The organism is Streptomyces sp. WMMC940 (assembly GCF_027460265.1).
Lineage (GTDB): Bacteria > Actinomycetota > Actinomycetes > Streptomycetales > Streptomycetaceae > Streptomyces.
This window is the reverse complement of sequence record NZ_JAPZBC010000001.1, coordinates 1,629,311-1,655,107: the sequence shown is the minus strand read 5'-3', so window position 1 is coordinate 1,655,107 and position 25,797 is coordinate 1,629,311. Positions and strand designations below refer to the sequence as shown.

The following is a 25,797-nucleotide window of genomic DNA, read 5'->3' as shown; positions in this document are numbered from 1 at the left end:
CCTTCCTCGAGACCGGTGCGACAGCGTCGTCGGCATGCCGAATCCGTGGGACCTCCCCGACGAACTGCCCGCCGACCTCCCTGTCGCGCGCTGCGAACTGCCCGACGGCCGCGCGGTGTCGGCGGTACAGGAAGCGGAAGCACACACCCTCTGGGAGGAGATCAGCAGCGCCGCCCCCTACCGCAGGGCCGCCGAGGGCCTCCGACCCGACGAGGCCGTCGTCGACGTCGGCGCGCACATCGGGCTGGCGTCCCTGCTCTTCGCCCGGCTGGCGCCCGACAGCCGCCTGATCGCCTTCGAACCCGCCCCCAAGGCCTACACCTGTCTCGAGGAGAACCTCGCCCGTCACCTTCCGGGGGCGACCGCGTGCCGACAGGCGCTCGGAGCCACGCCCGGGAAGTCCGAGCTGATCTACCGCCCCTACGTGGCCTCGGCCTCGACCCTGTACGACGACGCCGAGGACGACGCCCGCAACCTCGAGGCGCATCTCGACAACATCGACGCGGACGAACGGACCAGGGAGGTCGTGCGCCGGACCTTCAGCGTGACCCGGCGGGTGCCGGTCGAGGTGACCACGCTGACCGCCGTCATGACGGAGCACCAGGTGGAGCGCGTGGGCCTGCTCAAGATCGATGTCGAACGCGGTGAACTCGACGTCCTCGACGGCATCGATCCGGCCTGCTGGCCCCGTATCCGCCGGGTCCTGCTCGAAGTCCACGACATCGACGGCAGGCTCGGCCAGGTCGTGTCGCGACTGGTCGGTCTCGGCTTCCGGGCCACGGCCTCCCAGTGGGGGGTCTACGTCGGGGGCAGCGTCCACCTGGTGCTCGCGGAGCGGGACTGACGCGCCGAGGAGGAAGGACCGATGAGCGACGGCGCTGCGCGCCTGCCCGAACCGGGGGCCCCGAGCCACCGCGCCCTCGCCCCCGACCTCGCCCGGGGCCTGATGCTGCTGATCGTCGCCCTGGTGCACGCCCACATGTTCGTGCGGGGGAGCGCCGTGGTGATCCGCGGGTACCCGCCGGTGTCCGGGCCGGCGGACGCTCTGACGGCTGGGCTGCTCACCGCACTGGCCGACAGTCGCAGCTTCCCCATGTTCGCCCTGCTGTTCGGCTACGGAACGGGCCGGATCCTCACCCGCGAGAGGGAGCGGGGACGGGACGGACCCGGGGCCCGGGCAGTGCTGCGGCGGCGCTCACGATGGCTGCTGGTGTTCGGCTTCGCCCATGCGCTGCTGCTGTTCGCCGGAGACGTGCTGGGCGCCTACGGGCTGCTCGGGCTGGTCGCGGTCGGCCTGACCGACGTCCGTGACCGCGCGTTGTTCACACTGGCGGGCGCCGGTGCCCTGCTGGGGGCGCTGCTGTACGGGGGCATGCTGGCAGCGAACGTCTCCGGTGATCCGGCCGACACCGCGGCGGCGGTGTTCCTGGCCGCCGATCCGGCGTCCGACGCCGCGTACCGCGTGGGCACCTGGGTGTTCACCACTCCGCTCTTCGCCCTCGTGTCCCTCGGCCCGTTCCTGGTCGGTGCGTGGGCGGCCCGGCAGCGGATCCTGGAGGAGCCGGGCCGACACCGGGTGCTGCTGCGGCGGGTGGCGGTGACGGGCACCGCCGCCGGCGTCGCCGGCGGACTTCCCCTCGCGCTGATCACCTCGGGGACGTGGACGACCGCCCCCTCGGGCGTGACCCTGGGGCTCAGCGTGCTGCACGTCCTGACGGGTTACGCGGGCGGCTGCGCGCTGGCCGCGGCCGTCGCCCTGCTCGCGCTGCGCCTGGGGGGCCGGAGGAGCGGGGCCGTGGTGACGGCGGTCGCCGCGTGCGGCCGGCGCTCCATGAGCTGCTACGTCTGGCAGTCGGTCGTGTGGCTGGTGCTGTTCGCTCCGTACGCCTTCGGGCTCGGGGACCGGGTGGGCGTCCACGGCTCGGCACTCGTCGCCTTCGGCACCTGGTGCGGAGGCGTGCTGATCGCCGAACTGCTGCGCCGCCTGGACAGACGCGGTCCGGCCGAAGCACTGCTGCACAGGGCGAGCCGCCGTGCCGGGAATCCGCCCGGTGCGCGCCGGGACGCACTGCGGAGCGCGGCGGAGTCCACCGTGCCGCCGCGGGCCTGACCCCCGACCCGGCAGCGCCCCGCCCCGTCGTGCGCGGGGCGCTGCCGGGTCGGGGGTCAGGGCGACCGGTCCCGGGACACCGGTGCCGGACCGGGCGCGACGGGGTCCGTCGCGGTGGCTCAACCGGCGGGTGGAGCCGGCCGCGCCGAGGCCGGACCGGCCGCACGGCGCAGCAGCGGCTCCCACCAGGCACGGTTGTCGCGGTACCACCGGACGGTCTCGGCGAATCCTCGCTCGAAGGGGATCTCCGGCTCGAAGCCGAGTTCCGCCCTGATCCTCTCGGCGTTCAGCGCGTACCGGCGGTCGTGCCCCAGGCGATCGGTGACGTGGTCCACCCGGTCCCAGCCGGCACCGAACTCCCCGAGCACCAGCCGGGTCAGGTCCCGGTTGGTCAGCTCCGTCCCGCCGGCGATGTTGTAGACGGCGCCCGCCCGGCCCGACTCCAGCACGAGCTGGACCGCCCGGCAGTGGTCGTCGACGTGCAGCCACTCCCGTACGTGCAACCCGTCGCCGTAGAGCGGGACGTTCCTGCCCTCCAGCAGGTTCGTGACGAACAGGGGGATGACCTTCTCGGGAAACTGGTGGGGCCCGTAGTTGTTGGCGCAGCGGGTGATCGTGGTCCACAGCCCGTGGGTGCGGTGGAAGGCCCGCACGATCAGATCGCCGGCCGCCTTGGAGGCCGCATAAGGGGAGTTGGGCTCCAGCGGGGAGTCCTCCGAGGACGAACCCTGCTCCACCGATCCGTACACCTCGTCCGTCGAGACGTGCACGAATCGGCTCACCCCGGTGCTGACGCAGCAGTCCAGCAGGGTGTGGGTGCCCGTGACGTTGGTGGTGACGAAGGGGGCGGAGCCGGCGATGGAGCGGTCCACATGTGACTCCGCAGCGAAGTGCACCACGGCGTCGTGGCCGGGCAGCAGGTCCATCAGCAGCCCGTGATCGCAGATGTCGCCCCGGACGAAGGCCAGCCTCGGACCGGTGGGGGGCAGATTGGTCAGCGTGCCGGCATAGGTGAGCTTGTCCAGGACGGTCACCTGCGCGTCCTCGTAGCCGCGGTAGCGGCCCGCGAGCAGGCTTCTGACGTAGTGCGAACCGATGAACCCGGCGCCGCCGGTGACCAGCAGCCTCATGATGTGCGGCCGTTCGGACGCGGTCGGGGGGAACGGCACGGACGGCGCCCACCGGCGGACGGAATCGTGCCGGACGCCGCGGTGCCGTGCACGGCGGTCGTACCGCTGCTCAACGGGCCACGCTCGCCGTGACGTAGCGCACCGGAGTCTCGATCGACACCGGCCCGCCGTCCCTGCGCATGTCGTCCAGCGCCTCCGTGAGGCGGACCCGCAGCCGCTCCCGGTCGTCGTCGGGCAGGTGCTCCCACAGCAGGCGCATGCCCTGGGTGTGGGACCACTCCACCCACACGGAGCCGGACGGGGCAACCAGGTCGACCGGTTCGTCGTCGATCTCCACCTCGCCGAACCCCGCGGACTCCAGGGTCGTGCGCAGGTCTTCCGCCTTGGCCAGCCAGCTGTTGAAGCGCCGCTGGAGCTCCTCCGGCCGCCACTGCGCCGGCAGGTTCTCCAGCAGCGACCGCGGGATGAGCTCGGTGAAGACCGGGGGGAGGAAGGGGAAGGTGTCGTCGGTGAACACCGGGCTGGTGAAGGCGATGCGCCCGCCGTCGGCGAGCAGCCGGGCATAGCGCGGCAGGGCGGCCCGCGCGTCCGGGAAGAAGATGAGGCTGTAGCTGCCGGTCACGAGGTCGAAGGAGCGGAGCGGCAGCTCGGGGTACTCGCCGTCCATCACCCGCAGCTCCACATTGCGGGCCCCGGCGGTCGCGGCTTCCTTGCGCGCTTCCTCGATCATGGCCGGGGCGATGTCGATGCCGAGTACCCGGCCCGACTCCCCGACCAGCGAGGCGGCGAGGAACAGGCAGGCGCCCCGGCCGCAGCCGACGTCCAGCACCCGCTCACCGGGTTTCGGGGCGGCGCGCTCGACGAGGCGGCGGCCCATGGGTGTGAAGAAGGTGACCCCCAGCCGGTCGTAGGACCCCGCGGCCCGTTCGAAGGCCGCCGTGACACGGGCCTTGTACGTTGTGTCGTCCACGTGTGCTCCCAGGAAATCCCACGGAAATGGCGGTACGGCGCACCATCGTCCGGTGGTCACCTTCGAAAGCACTCGAAAACAGGTGGAGCGTGGCTGGATGAAAACCCGGTGGGTCGGTCGTTCCCGGTATCGGGTTTACACGTCATGAGCGGCAAAATAGGGTACTTCGATGACTCTCTCAGACCAGCCCGGAAACCAGCGGCTCGAGGCCGACGGTCATGACTTCATCGAGGTTCGCGGAGCCCGGGAGAACAACCTGGCCGATGTCTCCCTCAATATCCCCAAGCGCCGCATCACCGTCTTCACCGGTGTTTCCGGTTCCGGCAAGTCCTCGCTGGTCTTCGGCACCGTCGCCGCCGAGTCCCGGCGCCTGATCAACGAGACGTACACGGCGTTCATCCAGTCGTTCATGCCGAATTTCGGCCGACCCGATGTCGACGCACTGCGCAATCTGAGCGCGGCGATCGTCCTCGACCAGGAACGGATGGGCGTCAACTCCCGCTCGACCGTGGGCACCGCGACGGACGCGCACGCCATGCTGCGGGTCATTTTCAGCCGTTTAGGGACTCCGCACATCGGTACGTCCGGAGCGTTCAGCTTCAATCTGCCCGAGGGCATGTGCCCCGAGTGCCAGGGAATCGGCCGGGTGTCCACTCTCGACGTCGACCAGTTGGTGAACGCCGAACTCTCCCTCGACGAGGGGGCGATAACGGTTCCCAACTTCAACGTCGGCTCCTGGTACTGGAAGTCGATCGCACACTCCGGCTACTTCGACCCCGCGGTCAAGCTCAAGGACTACACACCCGCCCAGTGGCACGACCTGCTGCACAGGACCGCCACCAAGATCAGGCTCCTGCACGGCGGCACCGGCACCACCTACGAGGGTCTGATGGTCAAGGTGCGCCGCCTGTACCTCGGCAAGGACCGCGACGCCATGCAGCCCCACATCCGTGCCTTCGTCGACCGGGCCGTGGCCTTCGCCCGCTGCCGGGCCTGCGGCGGTGGCCGACTCAAACCCGCCGCCCTCTCCTGCCGGATCGACGGGCTCAACATCGCCGAGTGCTGCGCCCTGCAGATCAGTGAACTGGCCCGGTTCGTCAAGGGCATCGACGCCCCCTCGGTGGCACCGCTGCTGACGAGCCTGGGCGAACTGCTCGACTCGCTGGTGGAGATCGGCCTCGGCTATCTGAGCCTGGACCGCGAGTCGGGCACCCTGTCCGGCGGCGAGGCCCAGCGGGTCAGGATGGTGCGGCACCTGGGGTCGAGCCTCACGGACGCCACCTATGTCTTCGACGAGCCCACCGTCGGTCTGCACCCGCACGACATCCAGCGGGTGAACTCCATCCTGCTCCGGCTGCGCGACAAGGGGAACACCGTCCTCGTCGTGGAACACAAGCCGGAGCTGATCCGGATCGCCGACCACGTGGTCGACCTGGGTCCGGGCGCGGGACCGGCCGGCGGCAGGGTCTGCTACACCGGGGATGTCGCCGGGATGCGCCGATCCGGGACGCTGACCGGCCGGTACCTGGACCACCGGGTACGGACCAAGGAGCAGGTGCGGCGGCCCACCGGGTACCTGCCGATCACCGGTGCCACGACGCACAACCTCCGGAACGTCAGCGTCGAGGTGCCTCTCGGCGTGCTGACCGCCGTGACCGGCGTCGCCGGATCGGGCAAGAGTTCGCTCATCCACGGCTCGCTGTCCGGGCGGGACGGCGTGGTCGTGGTGGACCAGTCCGCGATCCGCGGGTCCCGGCGCAGCAACGCGGCGACCTACACCGGTCTGCTCGACCCGATCCGCGCCGCCTTCGCCAAGGCCAACGGCGTCAAGCCGGCGCTGTTCAGCCCCAACTCCGAAGGTGCCTGCCGCAACTGCCGGGGCATCGGACTGGTCTACACGGACCTGGCGATGATGGCGGGCGTCGCGACCGTCTGCGAGGAGTGCGAGGGCAAGCGGTTCGTTCCCGAGGTCCTCACCTACACACTGCGCGGCAAGGACATCAGCGAGGTGCTCGCCCTGACCGTGGACGAGGCCCGTGACTTCTTCACCACCGGCCAGGCCCGGGTCGTCCTCGACCGGCTCGCCGACGTCGGCCTCGGGTACGTCGGTATCGGCCAGCCCCTCACCACACTGTCCGGCGGCGAGCGGCAGCGTCTCAAACTGGCCGTCCACATGGCCGAGAAGGCCGCCGTCTACATCCTGGACGAGCCCACGAGCGGACTGCACCTCGCCGATGTGGACCAACTGCTGAACATGCTCGACCGGCTCGTCCACGACGGCAACACGGTCATCGCCATCGAGCACCACCAGGCCGTGATGGCCCGCGCCGACTGGATCATCGACCTCGGACCGGGCGCCGGCCACGACGGCGGCCGGGTCGTGTTCACCGGCACCCCGGCCGAGCTCGTCGCGGACGGAGACACCCTGACGGCCCGGCACCTGCGCGAGTACGTCGCCGCACCGGAAGCCTGAGGACGGGCTTCGCCGTCCCCACCCGACGCGGGGACCGGTCCGCGCCGCGTGCCGGCCGGGCCTGGTCCAGCCGTCGTTGAGGCGCGTGCGAGACGCCGCGGACACCATCGGCAGCACCCGGGCCCACTGGAGAGCAGCGAATCCCGACCCGCCGGACACGGGGCCCAGGCCCACACGGAACCCAGACCGAGCACCACGGCTTTGAATCGGAGTCCGTTATGGTTTCCACCATGCAGTCGCGGGCACTTCTCGTCGAGGGCGCGATGGAATTCACCCCACGGGTGTTCGACGACGAGCGCGGCATCTTCGTATCGCCCTACCAGGAGTCGGCGTTCTCGGGCGCCACCGGGCTTTCGCTGTTCCGCGTGGCCCAGACCAATCACAGCAGGTCACGCAGGGGTGTGGTGCGCGGGTTGCACTACACCCTGACACCGCCGGGGTGCGGCAAGTACGTCTACTGCGCGCGGGGGAGGACGCTCGACATCGCGCTGGACATCCGGGTGGGATCGCCGACCTTCGGCAGGTGGGACGCCGTGCTGCTGGACACCGAGACATTTCGCGCCGTGTACTTCCCCGTCGGCGTGGCCCACGGCTTCGTCGCGTTCGAGGACGACACCGTCGTCTCCTATCTGCTCTCCGGCGCGTACGTCCCGGAGAACGAGCTGGCGCTGTCGATCCTCGACCCGGAACTGGCCCTGCCCATCCCGGGCGACATCGATCCGATCCTGTCCGAGCGCGACCTCGCGGCACCCACCCTGGAGAAGGCCGCGTCGGACGGTCTGCTGCCCGACTACACCGAGTGCCTGGCGATCGACCGGGCGTTGCGGTCCGCCTGAGCCACGGCGGTGCGACGAGCGGTGGCGGCCCCCCGGATCACCGGTGGGCCAGCCACCGCTCGACCGTGTCCGGCAGGCTCCTCGGCTCCCTCACCGTGGTGATGCCGCACCCTGTCGCGCGGCCAGCAGGCCGTGCAGGCAGGCGACCAGGCTGCGGGCCTGGACGTTGAGGTAGTGGCTGTGCCGCAGGAGGCCGCTGAGCTGGTGCAGCGTCAGCCAGCGGTGCTCCCCGTCCTCCAGCGCCTCGGCCGCGCCGTCGGCCTCGACGACGAGGTAACGGTTCAGGGCGTGGTGGAATCGGCCGCCCTCCTCGGACAGCAGACAGGAGAACCTGATCCGCTCCGGCGGGGCCGACAGCACGTCGTCCAGGAAGCGCGGCCGCGCCTCTCCGGGCAACACCTCGTAGCTCTCCGGGACGCACTGGACGGTGGGGGACAGCTCGACGCCGTCCACGTAGCCGGGTTGCGCGCCGGCCCGCATCAGCGCGTGGAGCACTCCGCCGATCTCCTTGACCAGCACGGCGATCACACCGATCCCGTGCGGCTCGACCATCGGCTGCGACCAGCCGCCGACCTCGCGGGTGCCGGCCGTGACGGTCACCCCGATCACGGAGAAGAAGCGGCCGCTGTCATGGGAGATCCGGTCCGGAGAGCTGCGCCAGTCCCGCAGTTCGCCCAACGGCACCGGGTACGTGGTGAGATCCCCCTGGGCGCGGTGCTCGGTGATCCAGCTCAGGATCTCCTCCGTGCCGTGCGCACCGGCCTGTCCACCGGCGCAGGAGCGGACCAGCGCTTCCCGGAATCCGTCACCGGTGTCCAGCACGGCGTCGATACCGCCGCCGGCCAGGGGAAGGCAGGACAGCGTCGTACGCGTGTCCATGTTGACGATGTCCTCGACCGCCAGCAGCCGGTATATCTCACCGAGCGTCATCCAGCGGAAGTCCTCCTCGACGACGACGTCCTCCGTGACCTCCACGACGATGTTCCGGTTCCGCTTGCGGAAGAACCAGGCACCCTGTTCCGACTGGAGGACGTCGGCGACGACGTGGTGCCGGGTCCTCTCCTGGAAATACGTCAGATAGGGCACACCGCGGCCCTTGTGCAGCCGCAGGAAGTTGCTGCGGGTGGCCTGCACGGTGGGGGAGAGCTGCAGGTGGTTCTTGTTGCCGGGTTCGACCTTGGCCTGCATCAGGAAGTGCAGCACCCCGTCGAACTCGCGGGCCAGCAGACCCAGTACGCCGATCTCCGGCTGATGGATGATCGGCTGCTGCCAGTGGGGAACCGGGCCGGAGGGGTAGCGGACCCCGATGCCGTCGATGGCGAAGAAGCCACCGCTGCGGTGGCGCAGCGCACCCGTACGCGGGTCCCGGTCCCAGTCCGGCAGGCTGTCGAGTTCCACTCGTGCGACCCGCAGACCGGACCGTTCACGGGCGGCGGCGAACCACGAAGCGAACGAGGTCGCCTGCTCGACCCTGCACTCCTCGGTGAGGGCCGACCTCGCGAGACGGGCCGGGAGTGTACCGGAGAGGGGTGGGGGCAAGGGCGGGCGCGGCTGGACGATTCGGTTCACCGGGGTTCCTTCACGCTGGCAGGACAGGGTGTCGGGCACGCGGCGGTCCTCCGGGCCGCGCTGTCGGTGGGAGCGGCCGGTACCGGTGTCCTCGTACGCTCCGGCTCAGGGGCGGGGCCGCCGGCGGCGCGCACGGCTCAGTACAGTGCGGACGGCCCGCAAGGACCTCGAATTCCCCTGGACCTTCCCGGGAGGCGGGGCGGCCGGCGGGCCGGACGGCGGCGGGTTCCGGTCACCGGGACGCGCACCGCTGGGGCCGTCCTGGGGCCAGACCGGCGGAATACCGGCGTCCGTCCGGAGCCGGGCGTTCGGTTCGACCGTTCCTCGAGGACGGGACCCGAGGGTACGTGCATGACGACCCCACGCGATGGTGTCCCGTCGGACCCGGTCGCCGTCATGCGGCAACGGCGAAGTCGGGCAACGACGGGCCACACGGTTCGAGAACACCGGGTGACCACCGGGAGACCGCGCGTCCGTCGTGTCTCCACCGCTGATGACTCCGCACCTCGACGGCTGGCTCCACCCGGGTCGGTACCGGAATCGGTCCGCATTTCAATTTCAAGTTTCAATTAACTGTTCCCCGGGCGTCCGGCCGCGCCGGCGCCAAGCCCGTCGGATGTGGCCGACGGGACGCCTCCCGGGGTGCGCGTCGCGAGCCCGGCGGCCGCGGGGTGGGCAGTGGCCTGAATGTGTGCCGAGCGTCGATGGAATGACCTTTTCCAGTTGTGCGGCAAGGGTCTACCGCGTAAAGATTACAGTTGGTCTCTTGCGAATATCGCGCAAAGAGCACATGTCATCGAACGGGGGACGAGATGGATTTTCGGCTGCTCGGGCCGTTAGAAATTCTCGACGGCACGCGAAATGTCGTGCCCACCGCGCCCAAGCCGCGTCAGGTGATCGCCCTTCTGCTGATGCGGAGAAACACCCTCGTGCAGACGTCGGAGTTGATCGACGAACTCTGGGAGAACGATCCTCCCGCGAGTGCGATGACCACCCTTCAGACATACATCTACAAGCTCCGAAAAATCCTTACCGCTCGCAATTCGGCGGAAATTCTGCTCACCCGGCCGGGGGGATATACTCTGGCCGTCCCGGATGCCTGCACCGACCTCCACCAATTCGAAGTGGAAGCCGACGAAGGAAAAACACTGCTCAAGAAGGGCGAGCCGGCCGCGGCGGCCGACGTCCTCAAGCGCGCCCTCGGGCGCTGGCGGGGCTCCGCACTGGTCGACGTCGTGCCGGGTGGCCTGCTGTCGTCCTACGTCACGCGGCTGGAGGAGCTGCGCGAGCGGACGCTCGATCTGCGCATCGAGGCGGATCTGCAGTTGGGGCGCCACCAGGAGCTGATCAGCGAGCTGAAGTCGCTCGTGCTCAGCCGCCCCCTGCACGAGAACGTGCACGCCTCATTGATGATCGCGCTCCACCGCTCCGGGCGGCGCCACGAGGCGCTGGAGGTCTACCAGGCACTGCGGCGCAGCATGATCGACAACCTGGGTCTCGAACCGGGCCAGGAGCTTCGGTCCCTGCACCAGGCGCTGCTGTCGGAGGGCACCGTCGGTGTGCCCTCCGAGCCGCGCCGCCGTACCGTCCCCATCGAGCAGCACCATCGGACCGCCGCCCCGCCTCCCGAGCCCGAGAAGCCGACGGTGCCCGTGGCGAGCGCCGCGCCCCCGGCCCGCCCCGCCGCCCAGGGCTTCCCCGTACCTGCCCAACTCCCGCCCGACCTGACGGATTTCACCGGGCGGCGGTCCGTCGTCGCACAGGCGCCCGCGGTCCTGGCCGGGGACGAGGAGCACACCCGTCCTCGCACGGCCACCCCGGTCGCCGTCATCAGCGGTATGCCGGGAGTGGGGAAGACCGCGCTCGCGGTGCACCTGTCCCACACCGTGCGATCGCTCTTCCAGGACGGGCAGCTCTACGCGGACCTGCCCGGCTCCACCGGCCCCGCGGACGTACTCCACGGATTCCTTCGGGCCCTGGGCACGCCGGCCGGCGACATCCCGGCCGACCTCCAGGAACGGTCCAAGCTGTTCAGGTCGACCACGGTCGGCCGGCGGCTGCTGGTCCTGCTGGACGACGTATCCTCACCGGCGGAGGTGCGCCCGCTGCTTCCCGGCGATCCGGAGTGTGCCGTCGTCATCACCAGCCGCAGGCGGCTCCACGGCCTGGACGGCGCCTGGAACATCGACCTGGATGCCATGGACACGGCGGAGGGCAGTGAGTTGCTCTCCCACATCATCGGGTTCGCGCGGGTGCGCCGGGAGCGGCAGGCCGCCGAAGAGCTCGTGGAGACCGTCGGCGGCCTCCCCCTGGCGGTGCGGTGCCTCGGGGGCCGCCTGAACGGCAGCCCGGGGCTCACCCTGTCCGGTCTGGCCCTGCAGCTGGCCTGTGCCGACAAGCTGCTGGACGAGCTGCGCCTGGGGGACCTCGACGTGCGGTCCCGGTACGACCGCAGCTACGAGGGACTGGGCCGAGTGGAGCGGAGCGTCTTCCGGCTGCTGAGCATCCTCCCGTCGAGGCAGTTCACCACCGACTCCGTCGTCGAGCTCCTCGGCAGCGACAGCCGCACGGTGGAACGTCAGCTCGAGCGCTTCGTCGACAGTCACCTCATCAGCATCCGGTGGGAGAACGACGCCGCCCACTACGCGATCCCCGCGGTGACCCGGGCCTACGCCCGTGAACGTCTGCTGGACACCCTCTGGCACGACGGCCTGGACCGCGAGAGAGGTCGGCAGCAGATCGCGGAGTCCACGACCACGCCCGGCGAACCGGCCACCGAGCGCCGATCCCGGCGCCCGCAGAGAACCCCGACCCGAAACGCCCGGACGGCACTTCCCGCCGGCGTCCGCCCGGACTGCAACCGGTGGTGAGAGGGGTCCGAGACCCCGGCGGGCGCAGAGCCCCCGCGGGCCCCCGGGTGTGCACGACGGCCTGAACCGGCCGGCCGGCCGACCGGGCGCCCCTGGCCGGCCCGGCCGAGCGCCCCCTCGCCGCTCACTGCCACGCCTGTCCGAGGAGGGGTTCGCCGTGCGGCGGTCAGCTCGTCGCGTCGGCGGCGCGCCGGGGGAGCTTCCAGCCGGGGCGGGGGAAGTGGCAGGTGTAGCCGTCCGGGTACCGCTCCAGGTAGTCCTGGTGCTCCGGCTCCGCCTCCCAGAAGTCGCCCTCGGGCTCCACCTCGGTCACCACCGAGCCCGGCCACAGTCCGCTCGCCTCGACGTCGGCGATGGTGTCGACCGCGACGCGCCGCTGCTCCTCGTCCGTGTAGTAGATCGCGGAGCGGTAGCTGCGGCCGATGTCGTTGCCCTGACGGTCCTTGGTGGTCGGGTCGTGGATCTGGAAGAAGAACTCCAGCAGATCCCGGTAGCTCGTCGCACCGGGGTCGTAGACGATCTCGATCGCCTCGGCGTGGTCCCCGTGGTTCCGGTACGTGGCGTCGGGGGTGTCGCCGCCGGTGTAGCCGACCCGGGTCGCCAGCACGCCCGGCTGTCTGCGGATGAGGTCCTGCATCCCCCAGAAACAGCCGCCCGCCAGCACGGCCCTCTCGGTTCGGGCAGTCATGTCCCACTCCCTTTCTGTCCGGTCCCCAGTCTCCTCCGGCCGGTGTGCCCCGCGCCAACGGGGGTGGGTGGCGCCCTGCGGCGCAGCGGGTCCGCCCGGACCGCGGTCCGGGCGAGGGCGTGGGGTTCCCCACAGGCAGACCTGCAGCACCACATCGGGGAGGGGGAGGACGTACGGCGCGTCGTCGCGTGGCGAGGTCGCGACGCCGCCGCCGGTCCGCGCGGGGTTCACTTCATGATCTGAAGTCATCTCTCTCGAGAAAAGGGCAACGGGCCGCTCCCCGCTACTCCAGACTGGCCATATGAATTCAACCTCTGAACTCGAATTAGGGGCTAAGCAGTGGAGTGGTTCAATTGTCGGCGCAGTGATGATGGTCGCGCTGTTCTCGGCCGGCGCGGCCCAGGCGGCGCCGGCAGCGTCCGGGGAAGGCGAACCGGCTCCCGGGTGCGTCCAGTACGCGGCGAGCTGGCGCTACACCCATGTCGGCAACGGCTGCGACACCGCGTACCGGCTGACGGTCGAGTACGCCGACGGCACCGACGTGCCGTGCCGTGAGGTGCAGCCCGGGACGACGGTCACGTTCCCCGGGTACGGCACCGGCGGCAACGCCGTGCGGGGGGTGCGGCTCTGCCCGTCGCCGTCCGGCTGACCCCTCCCGCGAGCCCCCGCGGCGGCCGACCCGCCGGCGCCGCCGGCCCGTCCGCCCGCCGCCGTAGGGTGGCACCCCATGGACACACGATTCCGCGTGGGTGAGGCCATCGTCCGCCGAGAGATGCTGGACGGGCGCGAATGGCTGGTCCACCCCGTGCGGGTGGCCGGTGACGACGAGCACGCGCTCGCCGTGTACCTGGCCCAGGGCACGCCACTCACCTTCGGTCACGGGGACTTCCGCTGGGGCCCGCACCCCTGGCTCGCCTTCCCGCACGTGTGGCAGTCGAGCGGTGTGCTCCAACTCCAGCGCCCGGGCGAGGGGTACGCGGTGTGGGGCCGCTGGGAGGGCGGCGGACTGAGGGAGTGGTACGTCAACTTCCAGGCGCCGTACACCCGTACGGCGCACGGGTTCGACACGCTCGACCACGAGCTGGACCTCGTCATCCCGGGCGACGGTTCCCCGTACCGGTGGAAGGACGTCGAGCACTTCGAGGAACGCGTGCGCACGGGCGGTTTCTCGTCCGAGGAGGCGGTCGCCGTGCGGGCGGCCGCCTCCCGCGTCGCCCGTCTCGTCGAGCGCGGAGAGTGCTGGTGGGAGCGGTGGCGGGAATGGACACCGCCCGCCGGGTGGGACGTCCCCGCACCCGTGGCCCTGGCGGACGGCGGCTCCCCGGACCGGCGCTGAGGGCCGCTGCGCCCCGGTCGCGCCTGGTCCGGGCGGCCCCGCCCGGCGCGACCGCCCGGACCAGGAGGGTGAGGCCCGGAGCACGGGGCGTTCCGGGCTCGCGTTGCGCCCGGCACCCGGGGACGGCAGCATGGTGGGACGGCCCGTGGGACGGGCCACCCGCCGGTGAGCCGGCGGCGACCGCCGGGACCACCGCCGGTGCGGGCGGTGCGGCGAGTCCTCCCAGATCAGCCGGTCATCACCGGAACGGCTGAGCGGGCGCCCCGGGCGCCACGGAAGTCCGAGCGACTCCACCACGAGACCGATCAGCGTTCTTGCACGAGACGGATCTGCCACTCGGGTACACCGGCGGCGTCGGCGCGGAGGCGGCCGATGCGGGCCGGGCGCCGCACACGGCGCCCGGCGTCGTCCGGTACGGCGGCCATGTCGGGCGGCGAAGCACCGAAACGACGACGTGTCCGTTCACTCATCGCTCCGGACGAAGCTGGGAGTGAGCCATGACGACTGGGACCGCGTTGCACTGGATCGACGGCACCTGGGTGGGTCCGGGTGGCCGAGGCGGCGCCGACATCCGTCCGGCGCGGGGGGAGCGGGATACGGACGGACGCGCCGCCGAAGGGCAGGAGATGGCGGCGCGGGCCCTCGCGGCGGCCCGGCGGGCCTTCGCCGAGACCCGCTGGAAGGACGACCGGCATCTGCGTGCGAGGACCCTGCACGAGATGGCGGACGTGTTCGCCGCGCACATCGGGCAGTTGACCGAGGCGCTGGCCCAGGCGGACGGAAGGCCGAGGCCGCACGCGCGCTTCGAGGCGGAGACGGTGCCCTCGCGGCTGCGGTACTTCGCCTCGCTCGTACGCACCGGGCACGGGCGCGCCCTCGAAGTCGCCCCGGGCAACTGCGCCCTCGTCCTGCGGCGCCCGCGCGGTGTGGCGGGAATCGTCGTGCCGCGCAGGTCACCGGTCGCCCTGCTCATCTGCTCCCTGGCCCCGGCCCTGGCGGCCGGTACGACCAGCGTGGTGCGGATGCCGGGGCAGACCCCACGCGTGAACGCCCTGGTCTTCGGGATCCTCTCCGAGATCGAGTCCCTGCCGCGCGGCGTCGTCAACGGGTTCACGGAGGACGACGGCGCCGGCGCCCGGTACCTGGTCGCCGCGGCCGATGTGCCGTGCGCCCTCGACGGGACCGCCGGGGAGGCGTCGGCGATGGAGGACTTCATCGAGTGCGAGCGTGTGACGATCACCCCGGGAACCATCCAGCGGTAGACCCGCCCGGGCCGGTTCCCGGCACGCCGCGGTCGGTTGACGGCACGTCACAAGGAACGGCGTGACCCGGCCCCGATCCGGCGCGGACGGGGACCGGTGTCACCGCCGCCGTCCTCGCCCCGGTGCACGACCGGTGCAACGATCCGGCGGTGCCACGACCCCCTCGCCGGGAGCCCGACCGCGGCCGGCACCTCGCCCGAGGACGCCCTCCTCGCCGTCCTGGGCGCCTCCGCGCGGACGGTCGGCGCGCGATGGCACCAGTGGCTGCGGCACGGTCGACGCGCGCGCCGGGACCGGCGACCCCCGGCAACCCGCGATGACGTCGCCGGCCGGCCCTCATTCCCGCACACGGGCGATGAGCAGCGCCACGTCGTCCTCCACGGTGCCCCGCCGCAGCGAGTCCAGGAGGCGGTCGCACGTCTCCTCCAGCCCGGTCGCCGGCCCCGCCATCAGGGTGAGGAGCACATGCAGCCGGGCGTCGATGTCCTGGTCGCGCGTCTCCACCAGACCGTCGGTGTAGAGCACGAGGGTGTCCCCGGAGCCCAGCGCGAAGTCGACGGAGCAGAAGTCCACCCCGCCGACGCCCAGCGGGACCCCGGTGGGCAGATCGAGCAGCACCGGCGCCTCACCGGGCCGCTGCAGCACCGGCGGCAGATGACCGGCCGTGGAGATGCACACCCGGCCCTCGTGCGGGTCGTACAGGGCGTACAGGCACGTCGCGATGTACGGCTCCAGCTCACCCGTGATCGCGTCCAGGTGCCGCAGTACCTCGTCGGGCCCCAGGCCCAGCGAGGCGAGGGTCTGGGTGGCGGTGCGCAGCCGCCCCATGGCCGTCGCCGCGTTGATCCCGCTGCCCATCACGTCCCCCACCACCAGCGCGGTCTTCCCGCCGCTCAGGGGAAGGATGTCGAACCAGTCGCCGCCGACCTCGCTGACCGCTCCCGCGGGCTGGTAGCGGGAGGCGACCGCCAGCCCGACCACGCTCGGCGGATGCCGGGGCAGCAGACTGCGCTGGAGGGCGAGTGCGGCGTTGCGCTGCTGGTGGTACCAGCGGGCGTTGTCGATGCACACCGCGGCCCGGCTCGCCAGTTCGCTGGCCAGCAGCACGTCGTCGGAGTCGAACGGGACGGGGTTGCGGAAGCGCTTGAGGTCCAGGGCCCCGAGCACCTCCCCGCGGGCGATCAGCGGCACGGCGAGGTACGAGTGCACCCCCGCCGCCGCCAGGAGCACCGCCGCCGAGGCGTCCCGCGCGATGCGCGGCAGGTCCTCGTTCGCCACGTGCGGCACCACGACCGGCTCGCCCGTCTGCACGCACTGGGTGACCAGCCGGTCGGCCTCGTAACGGGTGATCTCGCCCGGAGGATCCGCGGCCTGCACGGCGACGGTCGGGTGCGCGGCGGCGACGGCGAGCGCGCGGAACACCGCGGTGCTCCCGGCCTGCACCGACTCCCGTCGCCCCTCGACCGCCGAGTCCAGCACGTCCACCGCGGCGATGTCGGCGAGCTCCGGCACCGTCACGTCGGCCAGCTCCCGGGCGGTCTCCCACAGGTCCAGGCTGGTGCCGATGCGCATCGACGCGTCGGCGACCAGGGACAGCCGGTGCCGTGCCCGCTCCGCCTCCTTGGCGGCGTGGTGCCGGTCCGTCACGTCCACCACGGACGCCGCGACCCCGAGGATGCGGCCGCGAGGGTCCTCGAGCCGGTACAGGGACACCGACCAGGCGCGCTCGATGTCCCCGTCGGACGGGGTGCGCCCGAGCACCTGGCGGTCCACCATCGGCGTGCCGGTCTCCAGCACCCGGCGCATCGCGGCCTCGAGCCGGGCCGCGTCGAGGAACGGCAGGGTCTCGCTCACCCGCCGGCCCACGTGCTGCTCCGCCGGGAGCCCGCTCACGCGCGCCAGCGCCGGGTTGACCGTCACACACCGCAGATCGGGGTCGAGCACGGCCAGACCGATCGGCGACTGGTCGACCAGCCGCACCGACAGGGCCAGGTCGCGCTCCACCTGGCGCAGGGTCTCCTGGCTGGTGGACAGCCCCAGCGCGTAGAAGCCGCCGTGCTGGTCCTGGAGCCGCATGTTGCGGAACTCCAGCTGCCGGACCGCGCCGTCCTTGTGCCTGACCGGGAACACCCCGGCCCAGTTCTCGCCGCTCTCCATCACGCCCGAGAACAGTTCGAGGACGGTCTCGATGTGCTCCTCGTCGACCAGCAGCCGCAGCGCGTACTCCCCGAGCGCCTCCTCCGCGGTGTAGCCCAGCAGTTCCTCGGCCTGCTGGCTCCACAGGGCGATCCGCCCCTCGGCGTCCAGTACCACCGGTGCCAGACCGAGCACGTCGAGCAGCCCGCCGGGCGGGGCGGGGCCGGCCTCCACGCTCGGTACCAGGTCACCGGGGAACGCTTCGGTGCCACCCATCCGCAGCTGCTCCTCCCGCCACCGTCACAGGGTATGTGCGCAGGTCATGCCCACCCCGCCGGAAACCTGGGCGCTCTCATCGTCCCTCCACGCCCGGATCCGTGCAGCTTCGGCCCCACCGGTCAGCCCGGCAGCTCCTGCTCGGTCCAGACAGTCTTGCCCTCATGTGCGTGCCGTGTACCCCACCGTGACGTCAGTTGTGCCACGAGCAGCAGTCCGCGGCCGCCCTCGTCGGTGCTGCGGGCCCGCCGCAGATGCGGCGACGTGCTGCTGGGGTCGGAGACCTCGCAGATCAGACGGTGCAGACGGATCAGTCTCAGGGTCACCGGACCGCCGGCGTAGCGGTAGGCGTTGGTGACGAGTTCGCTCACGATCAGCTCGGTGGTGAAGATCATCTCCTGCAGGCCCCACTCGGTCAGCTTCTGGGAGGTCAGCACTCTGGCCCGGGCCGGGGTGGTCGGCTCGGCGGGCAGCACCCAGGTCGCGACCTGCTCCGACGCGAGGGTGCGGGTCCTGGCCAACAGCAGGGCCACGTCGTCGGTGGGCCGTGCGGGGAGCAGCGCGTCCACCACCGACTGGGCCATGTCCTCCAGCGGCCGGTCCGGGCCCCGCAGGGCCTCCGACAGCCGGTCGAGACCCGCGTCGATGTCATGGGCGTCGCCCTCGATGAGCCCGTTGGTGTACAGGGCGAGCACGCTGTCCTCCGGAAGCTCCAGCTCCTCGGACTCGAACGGCAGACCTCCGAGGCCAAGCGGCGGCCCGGCCGGCAGATCGGGCAGGCTCACCTCGCCGTCCGGTGCGACGAGCGCGGGCGGCGGATGACCCGCGCGGGCCACGGAGCAGATCCGGGACACCGGGTCGTACACGGCGTACAGGCAGGTGGCGCCGACCACCTGCTCGCCGGGGGAGCCCTCGTCGCCCTGCTCCTGCTCGCCGGCCAGCCGGGTGACCAGGTCGTCGAGGTGGGACAGCACCTCGTCCGGTTCCAGGTCCAGATCGGCCAGGGTGTGCACGGCGGTGCGCAGCCGGCCCATCGTCGCCGCGGCGTTGATGCCGTGGCCCACGACGTCGCCGACGACCAGCGCGACCCGGGCCCCGGAGAGCGGGATCACGTCGAACCAGTCACCGCCCACGCCCGCCGAGCCGCCCGCCGGGAGATACCGGTGCGCGACACGCACCGCCGGCTGCGAGGGCACCTCGCGGGGCAGCAGCCGGCGCTGCAGGGCCAGTGCCGTCCGGTGCTGCTGGGTGTAGCGGCGGGCGTTGTCGATGGCGACCCCGGCCCGGGCGGCGAACTCGTTCGCCAGCGTCAGGTCGTCCTCCTCGAACGGCTCCGGGGCGACGTACCGCCACAGGCACACGAGCCCCAGCACCAGACCCCGGGCGGTCAGCGGCACGACCATCAGCGAATGGACGCCCAGCGCCCGGACGCGCTCGGCCCGTTCGGGGTCCAGTCCCAGCTCCACGTCGGCGGGATCCAGGTGGGGAACCAGCACCGGGCGCCGGCTCACCAGGCACTGGGCCTGCGGAGAGTCCTTCGGGAACGACCTGAGCGTGCCCACCGGGTACATCACCCGCTCGGGAAACGGCGCGACCGACTTGAACGCGGCCCTGCGCAGTGGCCCGCCGCGCTCCGGGAACAGCGCCTCGCCCAGTCCGACCGCCGGCAGGAGGTCGACCGTCACACAGTCGGCGATACCGGGCACGGCCACGTCCACCAGCTCCTGCGCCGTGGTCTCCACGTCCAGCGTGGTGCCGATGAGCTCGCTCGCCTCGTTCAGCATCGCCAGCCGGCGGCGCGCCCGGTGCCGGTCGGTGACGTCCTCGACGAGCTGGGTCACCCCGAGCGTCCGGCCGCCCGAGTCCTCCATGCGGAAGGCGGACACGGCGACGTACCGCTCGATCCCCGGCTCGGTGAGCAGCCTGCAGGACTGCTCGGTGAAGATCATCGGAATCCCGGTCTCCAGGACCTCCTTCAGCCGGGATTCGATCGTCTCGGCGTCCACGGCCACCAGGAAGTCGCCGATGCGATGGCCCCGGGCCTGGTCGCTGGTGATGCCGCCGATATGGGCTATCGGCCGGTTGATCCGCAGGATCGCGAGACTCGGGTCGTGCACCGAGAGACCGATGGGGGAGCGGCGGAACAGCCCCTCCATGACCGACCGGTCGATCTCCCACTGGGCGACCTCCTCGGCCGGCGCGCCCACCAGCAGCCACTCGTCCGCCCGGCCGGGCCGTATCACCCGTCTGGCCCGGACCCCGTAACGGGACCTGCGGCCCTCCCGGTCGAGGACCGGCACCACCCCGAACCAGCCGCCGTCCCGCACGCAGCCCGCTGCGGCCTCCCGCACGAGGCCGCGGTCCGGCCCGTCGACGAGGAAATCCTCCGCACGGCGGCCGAGGGCCTCCTCGTCGGTGTACCCCAGGAGTTCGCTCGCGCGCTCGCTCCAGCCGACCACCGACCCCCGCTCGTCCAGCACGACGGAGAGGGCCCGCCCCAGCGAGAACGGGTCCTCCGGGCTCTCACTGATCAGGGTCACGGATCCGGTCATCACTCTCATGCTCCACCGGCTCCGACGGTTGCGCACGCCCCGTGGCCCGTTTGACACCGATCCACCCGGGAGGCCGGAGCGGCGACGGCGAGCACGCCCGGCGGACCGTGCGGGCGTGACGGCGCGCGGCCTCCGCGGTCGCCGGCATGCGATCTTGATCGGCCCGGCGCACCCTGGAGCCATGGCGGCCGTCCGCCCGTGAAGTGTGCTCCGGGACGCACGCGTGTGCCAACAGGTGTGCGTGCGGTCTCCGTTCACCGTTTCCCCCTCCTCGGTTGCCCCTCCTCGGTTGCCCCTCCCCGGCTTGCTCCTCGACGGCGGGACAGGGTGCCCGCCCCGCCACGGGCAGGCCCCGGGTGCGGCCGTGCCGAGCTGCTCCACCCCGTCTGACCTCGTGTCAGGAACGGCTTCCGGGACTCCGCGGTGACGCCCGCCGCCCTTCCGCACTCGTGGAACCGGCACGGGTGGCCGTCCCGGGCCCGGAGCGCCCGGAGGTTTCGACCCGCGGGTGGTGACCGAGGCGGCGGTGATGTCCGTGGTGCTGGTCGGTCCGGTGCCCACCACGGTCTTCGCACGGTGCACCCGCAGGCGACCCTCGGAAGTCCCCGCGGGCCGCCGCCGGAACCCGGTACGCCGCCGGGTCCGCGGCTCCGTTCCGCACCCGGTCCTCCCCTCCTCCCCTCTTCCGGTCCTCCCCTCCTCCCGCCCGGTGCGGACTCGCTCGTGTCGCTGTTGGGCCGAATGGGTGAGGGGCGCGAAGATGGTCGCATGAGCAGGTACGAGAGGTACGACGTCACCGACGAGCAGTGGGAGGGCCTGGCCCAGGTCGTGCCGCTGCGGGGCCGCAACGAGTGGCCCTCACGCGCCGACCACCGCACGATCCCCCGGGACGGCCTGGCCGCCGCCGCGCCCGGTGCCGAGGTGGAGCAGCGTCGGATGGTCGTCCTGCGCGTTCAGGTCTTCGCCGATGCCCGCGAGGTCGCCGAGCACCTCGTCGCCCGGGTCCCCGTCCTGCTCGACCTCACCAGTGCCGACGCCGAAGTGGCCAAGCGCATCCTCGACTTCAGCAGCGGCGTCGTCTTCGGGCTCGGCTGCGGGATGCACCGCGTCGACCGCAACGTGTTCCTGCTCGCGCCCGTCGGCACGGAGGTCGACGGTCTCGCGGCGGCCGCCGTCCCCCATTCGTAGGAAGCGTTTCCAGAGGTAACGGTTCGGCGTGCCGGGCCCTGCGTAGCGTCCCCCGCATGGACGCACCAGCCATCCGCCCCACCGTCACCGAACTGCGACTCTCCTCCTTCGCCGCGCACCGGGGGAGGGTCCTGCCGCTCGGCCCCGTGACCCTCTTCGCCGGACCGAGCGGCAGCGGCAAGTCGACCGCCCTGCGCGCGTACGAGGCCCTCGCCCGGCTCGGGGCCGGTACCGCACTGGGCGAGGTCTTCCCCGATCCGGCGGGCTGCGTGCCCGAGGGAGCGGCACGCGACGAGCAGGGCAGGCGGGGCTTCAGGATCGGCTGCACGGCCGACGGCCCGCAGGGGCCCGTCCGGCTCGACCTCGCCGTGCAGGCCGATCCCGAACTGCGCATCGTCGGCGAGCGGTTGACCGCCCGCGGACGGACCCTGCTGAGCACCGCCCTGCGCGACCCCGGGCGCTCGTGCGTCCAGGCCGCCTGGCACACCGCCGGCGGCGGCGGGGTCACCCGCGGGCCGCTGCCCGACGACCTGCTCGGCACCGCGCTCCTTCCGCTGCGGGTCGCGGGGACGACGGACGGGCAGCGGCAGGTGCTCGCGGCCGCCGAGCAGGTCGTGGTGGCGCTGCGGTCGGTGTTCCCCTGCGATCCGCGGCCCGAGCGGATGCGGGAGCCGGTGGCGCCGGGGGAAGGACGGCTGCGGCGCGGCTGCGACAACCTCGCCGCCGTGCTCCACCGCACCCGCCGCGAGTGCACGCGCCGCCATGCGCGGCTGACGTCCGTCGCCCGTGCGGGATGTGCCGGCCCCGTCAGCGACGTCGGGGTCGAGGAGCTCGCCGACGGAACGGTCCGCGCGGTCCTCGGCCGGGGCCCGGCGGAAGGCGCGGCCGGCCGGGCCACCCCGCTCGGCCGCCTCGGCGACGGCGAACTGCGGTTCCTGGCGCTCGCCCTGGTCCTGCTGACCGGACCCGGGGTGCTGGCGGTCGACCAGGCGGCGGAGGTCCCGCGGGCCCTGCAGTCGCTGACCGTCCTCGCCGAGAACCTCGACCGTGCGCTGGACACCGCCCAGTTCCGCGCCCTCCTCGCCCTGGCCGCGTCCATCTGCGCCGACGGGCACCTCCGGCTGGTGGGGGAGGTGGCGGAGGCCGCGGCAGCCCGGGAGGTCCGGGGCGTGACGGTGGTAGACCTGGTGCGATGACGGAACTGGACGTGCGGGCGCTGCAGCGCAGACTGGCCGAGTTCGCCGCGGCGAGGAACTGGCAGCCCTATCACACACCGAAGAACCTGGCCGTGGCGCTGACCGTCGAGGCGGCGGAACTCGTCGAGATCTTCCAGTGGCTGACGCCGGAGGAGTCGGCGCGGGTGATGGACGATCCCCGCAAGGCCCATCGAGTGGCCGACGAAGTCGCCGATGTGCTCGCGTATCTGCTCCAGTTCTGTGAGGTGGTCGGGGTCGACGTGCTCCGCGCGCTGTCGGAGAAGATCGACCGGAACGAGCTCCGCTTCCCGCCGGCCGAACGGGCGTCCGACGGTCCGTCCCTACGGGATCGTCACTCTGCGGAGTGATTGATCTTTCCCCGGGCGGCCACCTGTCCACAGATTTCCGAATTCCCCTGGCTTTTCGTCTGGAACGCCTTCACTCTGGGTAGTGACCCATTGGGCAGAATGTCGTACGAACGGGGGCGGCGTACATGGACGCGGAACGGCTCGTGGCAATCGGCAGGCGCGCACTCGCGGAATGCCGCACGGCGCTCGACGTCGTGGCGGAGGCGTGGCAGGCGCAGGCCCTCGCCCAGGCGATCGGAAGCCGACTGGCGGTGCACGGCCCGCTGGAGCTGAGAGGCGAGGCGCGCGGACTCAGCGAGGCAGGCGGCCGGGCCGGCATGCTCGCCGACCCGGCCGTCCTGCGCTCCGGCGGGCCGAGAGCCGCCCGGCTCACCGAAGTGGCCGATCCCGGCCGCACGTTGGACGAGCTCGGCACCCTGCTCGGCGAGGTCGGCATAGCGCTCGTCGGCGTCGCCTGCGCCACGGACGAGGAGGGGCTCTACTGGCAGTGCATCGAGGCGATCGACGCGGCGGACGAGTCCAGCGACCACGTCCGCGCCATGCTCCACCGCCTCTCCCTGTACGAGCGCGACCGGGAGCGTCGAAGAGCCCGCGACCTCGGTGGCTACCGGGAGCGGGGACGGGAGGGCGACGGCGCCGGTGGCCGCGGGCTCGCCGCCCGCCGTCCGGATGCGGCGGAACCCACGGCGAGCCCGCCTTGAGCCGGAACCTCCCGCACCCACCACCGCGCATCCCCTGATCGCGCGCCCACTTCGCCGCAGGGCCACTCCTCCACGGCGCGGTGGACCGCTCGGCGGCCCCGACGCGTGCGGCCGGCACGGCACGGGGCGTCCGGCGCGGCATGACGGTCCCGGCCCGCGCGGCCGGCCCGTCCACTCCGACCTGTGCGGTACGGCGCGGCACGGTGAGGTTGAAGCACGGACCGAGGTGCACGATGGATGTATGGACCTTCGAATCTTCACCGAGCCCCAGCAAGGGGCCTCCTACGACACCCTGCTCACCGTGGCCAGGGCCTCCGAGGACCTGGACTTCGACGCCTTCTTCCGCTCGGACCACTACCTCAGCATGGGTTCGGCGGACGGCCTGCCCGGACCCACCGACGCCTGGATCACCCTGGCCGGCCTCGCCCGGGAGACCAAGCGGATCAGGCTCGGCACCCTGATGACGGCCGGCACCTTCCGGCTGCCGGGTGTGCTCGCGATCCAGGTCGCGCAGGTCGACCAGATGTCCGGCGGCCGGGTCGAGCTCGGCCTCGGCGCCGGCTGGTTCGAGGAGGAGCACAGGGCCTACGGCATCCCCTTCCCCAAGGAGAAGTTCGCCCGGCTCGAGGAGCAACTGGCCATCGTCACCGGTCTGTGGAGCACCGACACCGGCAAGTCCTTCAGCTACGAAGGCCGGTACTACCAGCTGCAGGACTCCCCGGCGCTGCCCAAGCCCGCCCAGCGGAAGGTCCCGGTGCTCATCGGCGGCCACGGGGCCACCCGCACCCCGCGCCTGGCCGCGCAGTACGCCGACGAGTTCAACATCCCGTTCGCGTCGCCAGAGGACACGGAGCGGCAGTTCGGACGGGTCCGCGCGGCCGCCGAGGAGGCCGGACGCTCCCCCGGCGACCTCGTCTACTCCAACGCACTCGTCGTCTGCGTCGGCAGGGACGACGCGGAGGTCGCCCGACGCGCCGCCGCCATCGGCCGTGAGGTCGACGAGCTGAAGGCCAACGGCCTCGCCGGCTCGCCCGCCGAAGTCGTCGACAAACTCGGCCGATACACCGCCGCAGGGTCCTCCCGCGTCTACCTCCAGGTCCTCGACCTCGACGACCTCGACCACCTCGAACTCATCTCCGCGCAGGTCCAGTCCCAGCTGGACTGAGGCCGTCCCCGACGCCGCCCACCGGAAGTGGGGCCACCCGTGAAGCCCGCCCGCAGCCTCGCCGCCGCCCTGGCCGGGGACGGTCCGCTCGTCCTCGACGGCGGACTGTCCAACCAACTGGAGGCACAGGGCTGCGACCTGTCCGACGACCTCTGGTCGGCACGGCTGCTCGCCGACGGCCCCGAACAGATCGAGGCCGCGCACACGGCGTATGTGCGGGCGGGCGCCCAGGTGCTCATCACCTCCAGCTACCAGGCCACGTACGAGGGGTTCGCCAGGCGCGGCGCCGGCCGGGACGAGGCGGCCGCGCTCCTCGCCCGCAGTGTGACGCTCGCGCGCGCCGCGGCGGAGCGGACGGCGCGGGAGGTGTGGGTGGCCGCCTCGGTGGGCCCGTACGGCGCGCTGCTCGCGGACGGCAGCGAGTACCGCGGCCGCTACGGACTCACGGTGCGGGAGCTCGAGGCCTTCCACCGGCCCCGCATCGAGACCCTGGCCCGGGCCGACCCGGACGTGCTCGCACTGGAGACCGTGCCGGACACCGACGAGGCCACGGCCCTGCTGCGGGCCACGGCGGACACCGGCGTGCCGGTGTGGCTCTCCTACACGATCGAGGGCGGGCGCACCCGCGCCGGCCAGGACCTCGCGGCGGCCTTCGCCCTCGCCGCCGGCCACGATCACGTCATCGCCGTCGGCGTCAACTGCTGCGACCCCGCCGACGCCGGCCGGGCCGTGGAGATCGCCGGCCGCGAAACGGGCAGACCGGTCGTGGTCTACCCCAACAGCGGGGAGCGGTGGGACGCCCGGGCTCGTGCCTGGACCGGCGACAACGCCTTCGACCCGGCCCGGCTGTCCGACTGGGCCGCCGCGGGGGCCCGTCTGGTCGGCGGATGCTGCCGCGTCGGCCCCGACCGCATCGCCGCCCTGGCCGCGCGCACCCGGACGGCACACCCCTGAGCCGACCCGCAGTCGCC

Annotated in this window: 20 protein-coding genes; 14 read left to right on the top strand and 6 right to left on the bottom strand. The window is 72.3% G+C overall.

All coding sequences use genetic code 11. The annotated features are described in order from the left end of the window. Window positions 1–34: 34 nt before the first annotated feature. On the top strand, window positions 35–844 hold the full coding sequence (locus O7595_RS07245) for an FkbM family methyltransferase (protein WP_269727903.1): 810 nt from the start codon (window positions 35–37) through the stop codon (window positions 842–844). 21 nt (window positions 845–865) lie between these two features. Next, entirely contained in the window at window positions 866–2,110 is a 1,245-nt protein-coding gene (locus tag O7595_RS07240) for a DUF418 domain-containing protein (protein ID WP_269727902.1), read from the top strand. A gap of 119 nt (window positions 2,111–2,229) precedes the next feature. Here O7595_RS07240 and rfbB read toward each other — a convergent pair whose 3' ends face one another. Both rfbB and O7595_RS07230 read right to left on the bottom strand, forming a co-directional pair. Then, window positions 2,230–3,240 carry a dTDP-glucose 4,6-dehydratase gene (gene rfbB, locus O7595_RS07235; RefSeq protein WP_269732407.1) on the bottom strand — a complete coding sequence of 337 codons (1,011 nt, stop codon included), beginning with the start codon at window positions 3,238–3,240 and terminating at the stop codon, window positions 2,230–2,232. 109 nt (window positions 3,241–3,349) lie between these two features. Next, window positions 3,350–4,210 (bottom strand): class I SAM-dependent methyltransferase, encoded by an 861-nt coding sequence (locus O7595_RS07230; RefSeq protein WP_269727901.1) that lies wholly within the window; start codon window positions 4,208–4,210, stop codon window positions 3,350–3,352. Between the two features lie 169 nt (window positions 4,211–4,379). On the opposite strand from O7595_RS07230, the gene O7595_RS07225 reads away from it, so the two are divergent. Further along, window positions 4,380–6,683 carry an excinuclease ABC subunit UvrA gene (locus tag O7595_RS07225; RefSeq protein ID WP_269727900.1) on the top strand — a complete coding sequence of 768 codons (2,304 nt, stop codon included), beginning with the start codon at window positions 4,380–4,382 and terminating at the stop codon, window positions 6,681–6,683. A gap of 230 nt (window positions 6,684–6,913) precedes the next feature. After that, window positions 6,914–7,519: a dTDP-4-dehydrorhamnose 3,5-epimerase family protein gene (locus tag O7595_RS07220; protein ID WP_269727899.1), complete on the top strand. Its 606-nt coding sequence runs from the start codon at window positions 6,914–6,916 to the stop codon at window positions 7,517–7,519. A gap of 90 nt (window positions 7,520–7,609) precedes the next feature. Here the strand turns inward: O7595_RS07220 and O7595_RS07215 are convergent, their stop codons facing one another. Next, the gene (locus O7595_RS07215) at window positions 7,610–9,079 is read right to left on the bottom strand and encodes an NDP-hexose 2,3-dehydratase family protein (RefSeq protein ID WP_443071825.1); all 1,470 of its coding nucleotides are present in this window, start codon (window positions 9,077–9,079) and stop codon (window positions 7,610–7,612) included. 821 nt (window positions 9,080–9,900) lie between these two features. Between O7595_RS07215 and O7595_RS07210 the strand changes: the two genes are divergently transcribed. Then, entirely contained in the window at window positions 9,901–11,958 is a 2,058-nt protein-coding gene (locus tag O7595_RS07210; protein ID WP_269727898.1) for an AfsR/SARP family transcriptional regulator, read from the top strand. A 166-nt stretch (window positions 11,959–12,124) separates the two neighbouring features. Here O7595_RS07210 and msrA read toward each other — a convergent pair whose 3' ends face one another. Continuing rightward, entirely contained in the window at window positions 12,125–12,646 is a 522-nt protein-coding gene (gene msrA / locus O7595_RS07205) for a peptide-methionine (S)-S-oxide reductase MsrA (protein ID WP_269727897.1), read from the bottom strand. 367 nt (window positions 12,647–13,013) lie between these two features. On the opposite strand from msrA, the gene O7595_RS07200 reads away from it, so the two are divergent. The 3 genes from O7595_RS07200 (at window position 13,014) to O7595_RS07190 (ending at window position 15,244) form a co-directional block, all read left to right on the top strand. Next, entirely contained in the window at window positions 13,014–13,295 is a 282-nt protein-coding gene (locus O7595_RS07200) for an alpha-amylase (RefSeq protein ID WP_269727896.1), read from the top strand. Window positions 13,296–13,373: 78 nt separating this feature from the next. Beyond that, window positions 13,374–13,982 carry a DUF402 domain-containing protein gene (locus tag O7595_RS07195; RefSeq protein WP_269727895.1) on the top strand — a complete coding sequence of 203 codons (609 nt, stop codon included), beginning with the start codon at window positions 13,374–13,376 and terminating at the stop codon, window positions 13,980–13,982. A 497-nt stretch (window positions 13,983–14,479) separates the two neighbouring features. Further along, a complete protein-coding gene (locus O7595_RS07190; RefSeq protein WP_269727894.1) occupies window positions 14,480–15,244 on the top strand; it encodes an aldehyde dehydrogenase family protein in 765 nt (254 codons plus the stop codon). A 336-nt stretch (window positions 15,245–15,580) separates the two neighbouring features. On the opposite strand, the gene O7595_RS07185 is transcribed toward O7595_RS07190, so the two are convergent. Together O7595_RS07185 and O7595_RS07180 are read right to left on the bottom strand one after the other, a co-directional pair. Continuing rightward, on the bottom strand, window positions 15,581–17,656 hold the full coding sequence (locus tag O7595_RS07185; protein ID WP_269727893.1) for a SpoIIE family protein phosphatase: 2,076 nt from the start codon (window positions 17,654–17,656) through the stop codon (window positions 15,581–15,583). 122 nt (window positions 17,657–17,778) lie between these two features. Continuing rightward, entirely contained in the window at window positions 17,779–20,208 is a 2,430-nt protein-coding gene (locus tag O7595_RS07180; RefSeq protein ID WP_269727892.1) for a SpoIIE family protein phosphatase, read from the bottom strand. 768 nt (window positions 20,209–20,976) lie between these two features. Here O7595_RS07180 and O7595_RS07175 point away from each other — a divergent pair. The 6 genes from O7595_RS07175 to mmuM all read left to right on the top strand — a co-directional run bounded on the left by O7595_RS07175 (window position 20,977) and on the right by mmuM (window position 25,780). Next, window positions 20,977–21,396, top strand: a complete 420-nt coding sequence (locus tag O7595_RS07175) for a cell division protein SepF (protein WP_269727891.1) — start codon at window positions 20,977–20,979, stop codon at window positions 21,394–21,396. 56 nt (window positions 21,397–21,452) lie between these two features. Then, window positions 21,453–22,592, top strand: a complete 1,140-nt coding sequence (locus O7595_RS07170; RefSeq protein ID WP_269727890.1) for an AAA family ATPase — start codon at window positions 21,453–21,455, stop codon at window positions 22,590–22,592. Then, a complete protein-coding gene (locus O7595_RS07165) occupies window positions 22,589–22,960 on the top strand; it encodes a nucleotide pyrophosphohydrolase (protein ID WP_269727889.1) in 372 nt (123 codons plus the stop codon). The genes O7595_RS07170 and O7595_RS07165 overlap by 4 nt, the downstream gene beginning before the upstream one ends. 125 nt (window positions 22,961–23,085) lie before the next feature. Then, window positions 23,086–23,661, top strand: a complete 576-nt coding sequence (locus O7595_RS07160; RefSeq protein WP_269727888.1) for a DUF6099 family protein — start codon at window positions 23,086–23,088, stop codon at window positions 23,659–23,661. A 241-nt stretch (window positions 23,662–23,902) separates the two neighbouring features. Further along, window positions 23,903–24,826, top strand: a complete 924-nt coding sequence (locus O7595_RS07155) for an LLM class F420-dependent oxidoreductase (protein ID WP_269727887.1) — start codon at window positions 23,903–23,905, stop codon at window positions 24,824–24,826. Between the two features lie 39 nt (window positions 24,827–24,865). Continuing rightward, window positions 24,866–25,780 (top strand): homocysteine S-methyltransferase, encoded by a 915-nt coding sequence (mmuM, locus tag O7595_RS07150; RefSeq protein WP_269727886.1) that lies wholly within the window; start codon window positions 24,866–24,868, stop codon window positions 25,778–25,780. Window positions 25,781–25,797 lie beyond the last annotated feature (17 nt).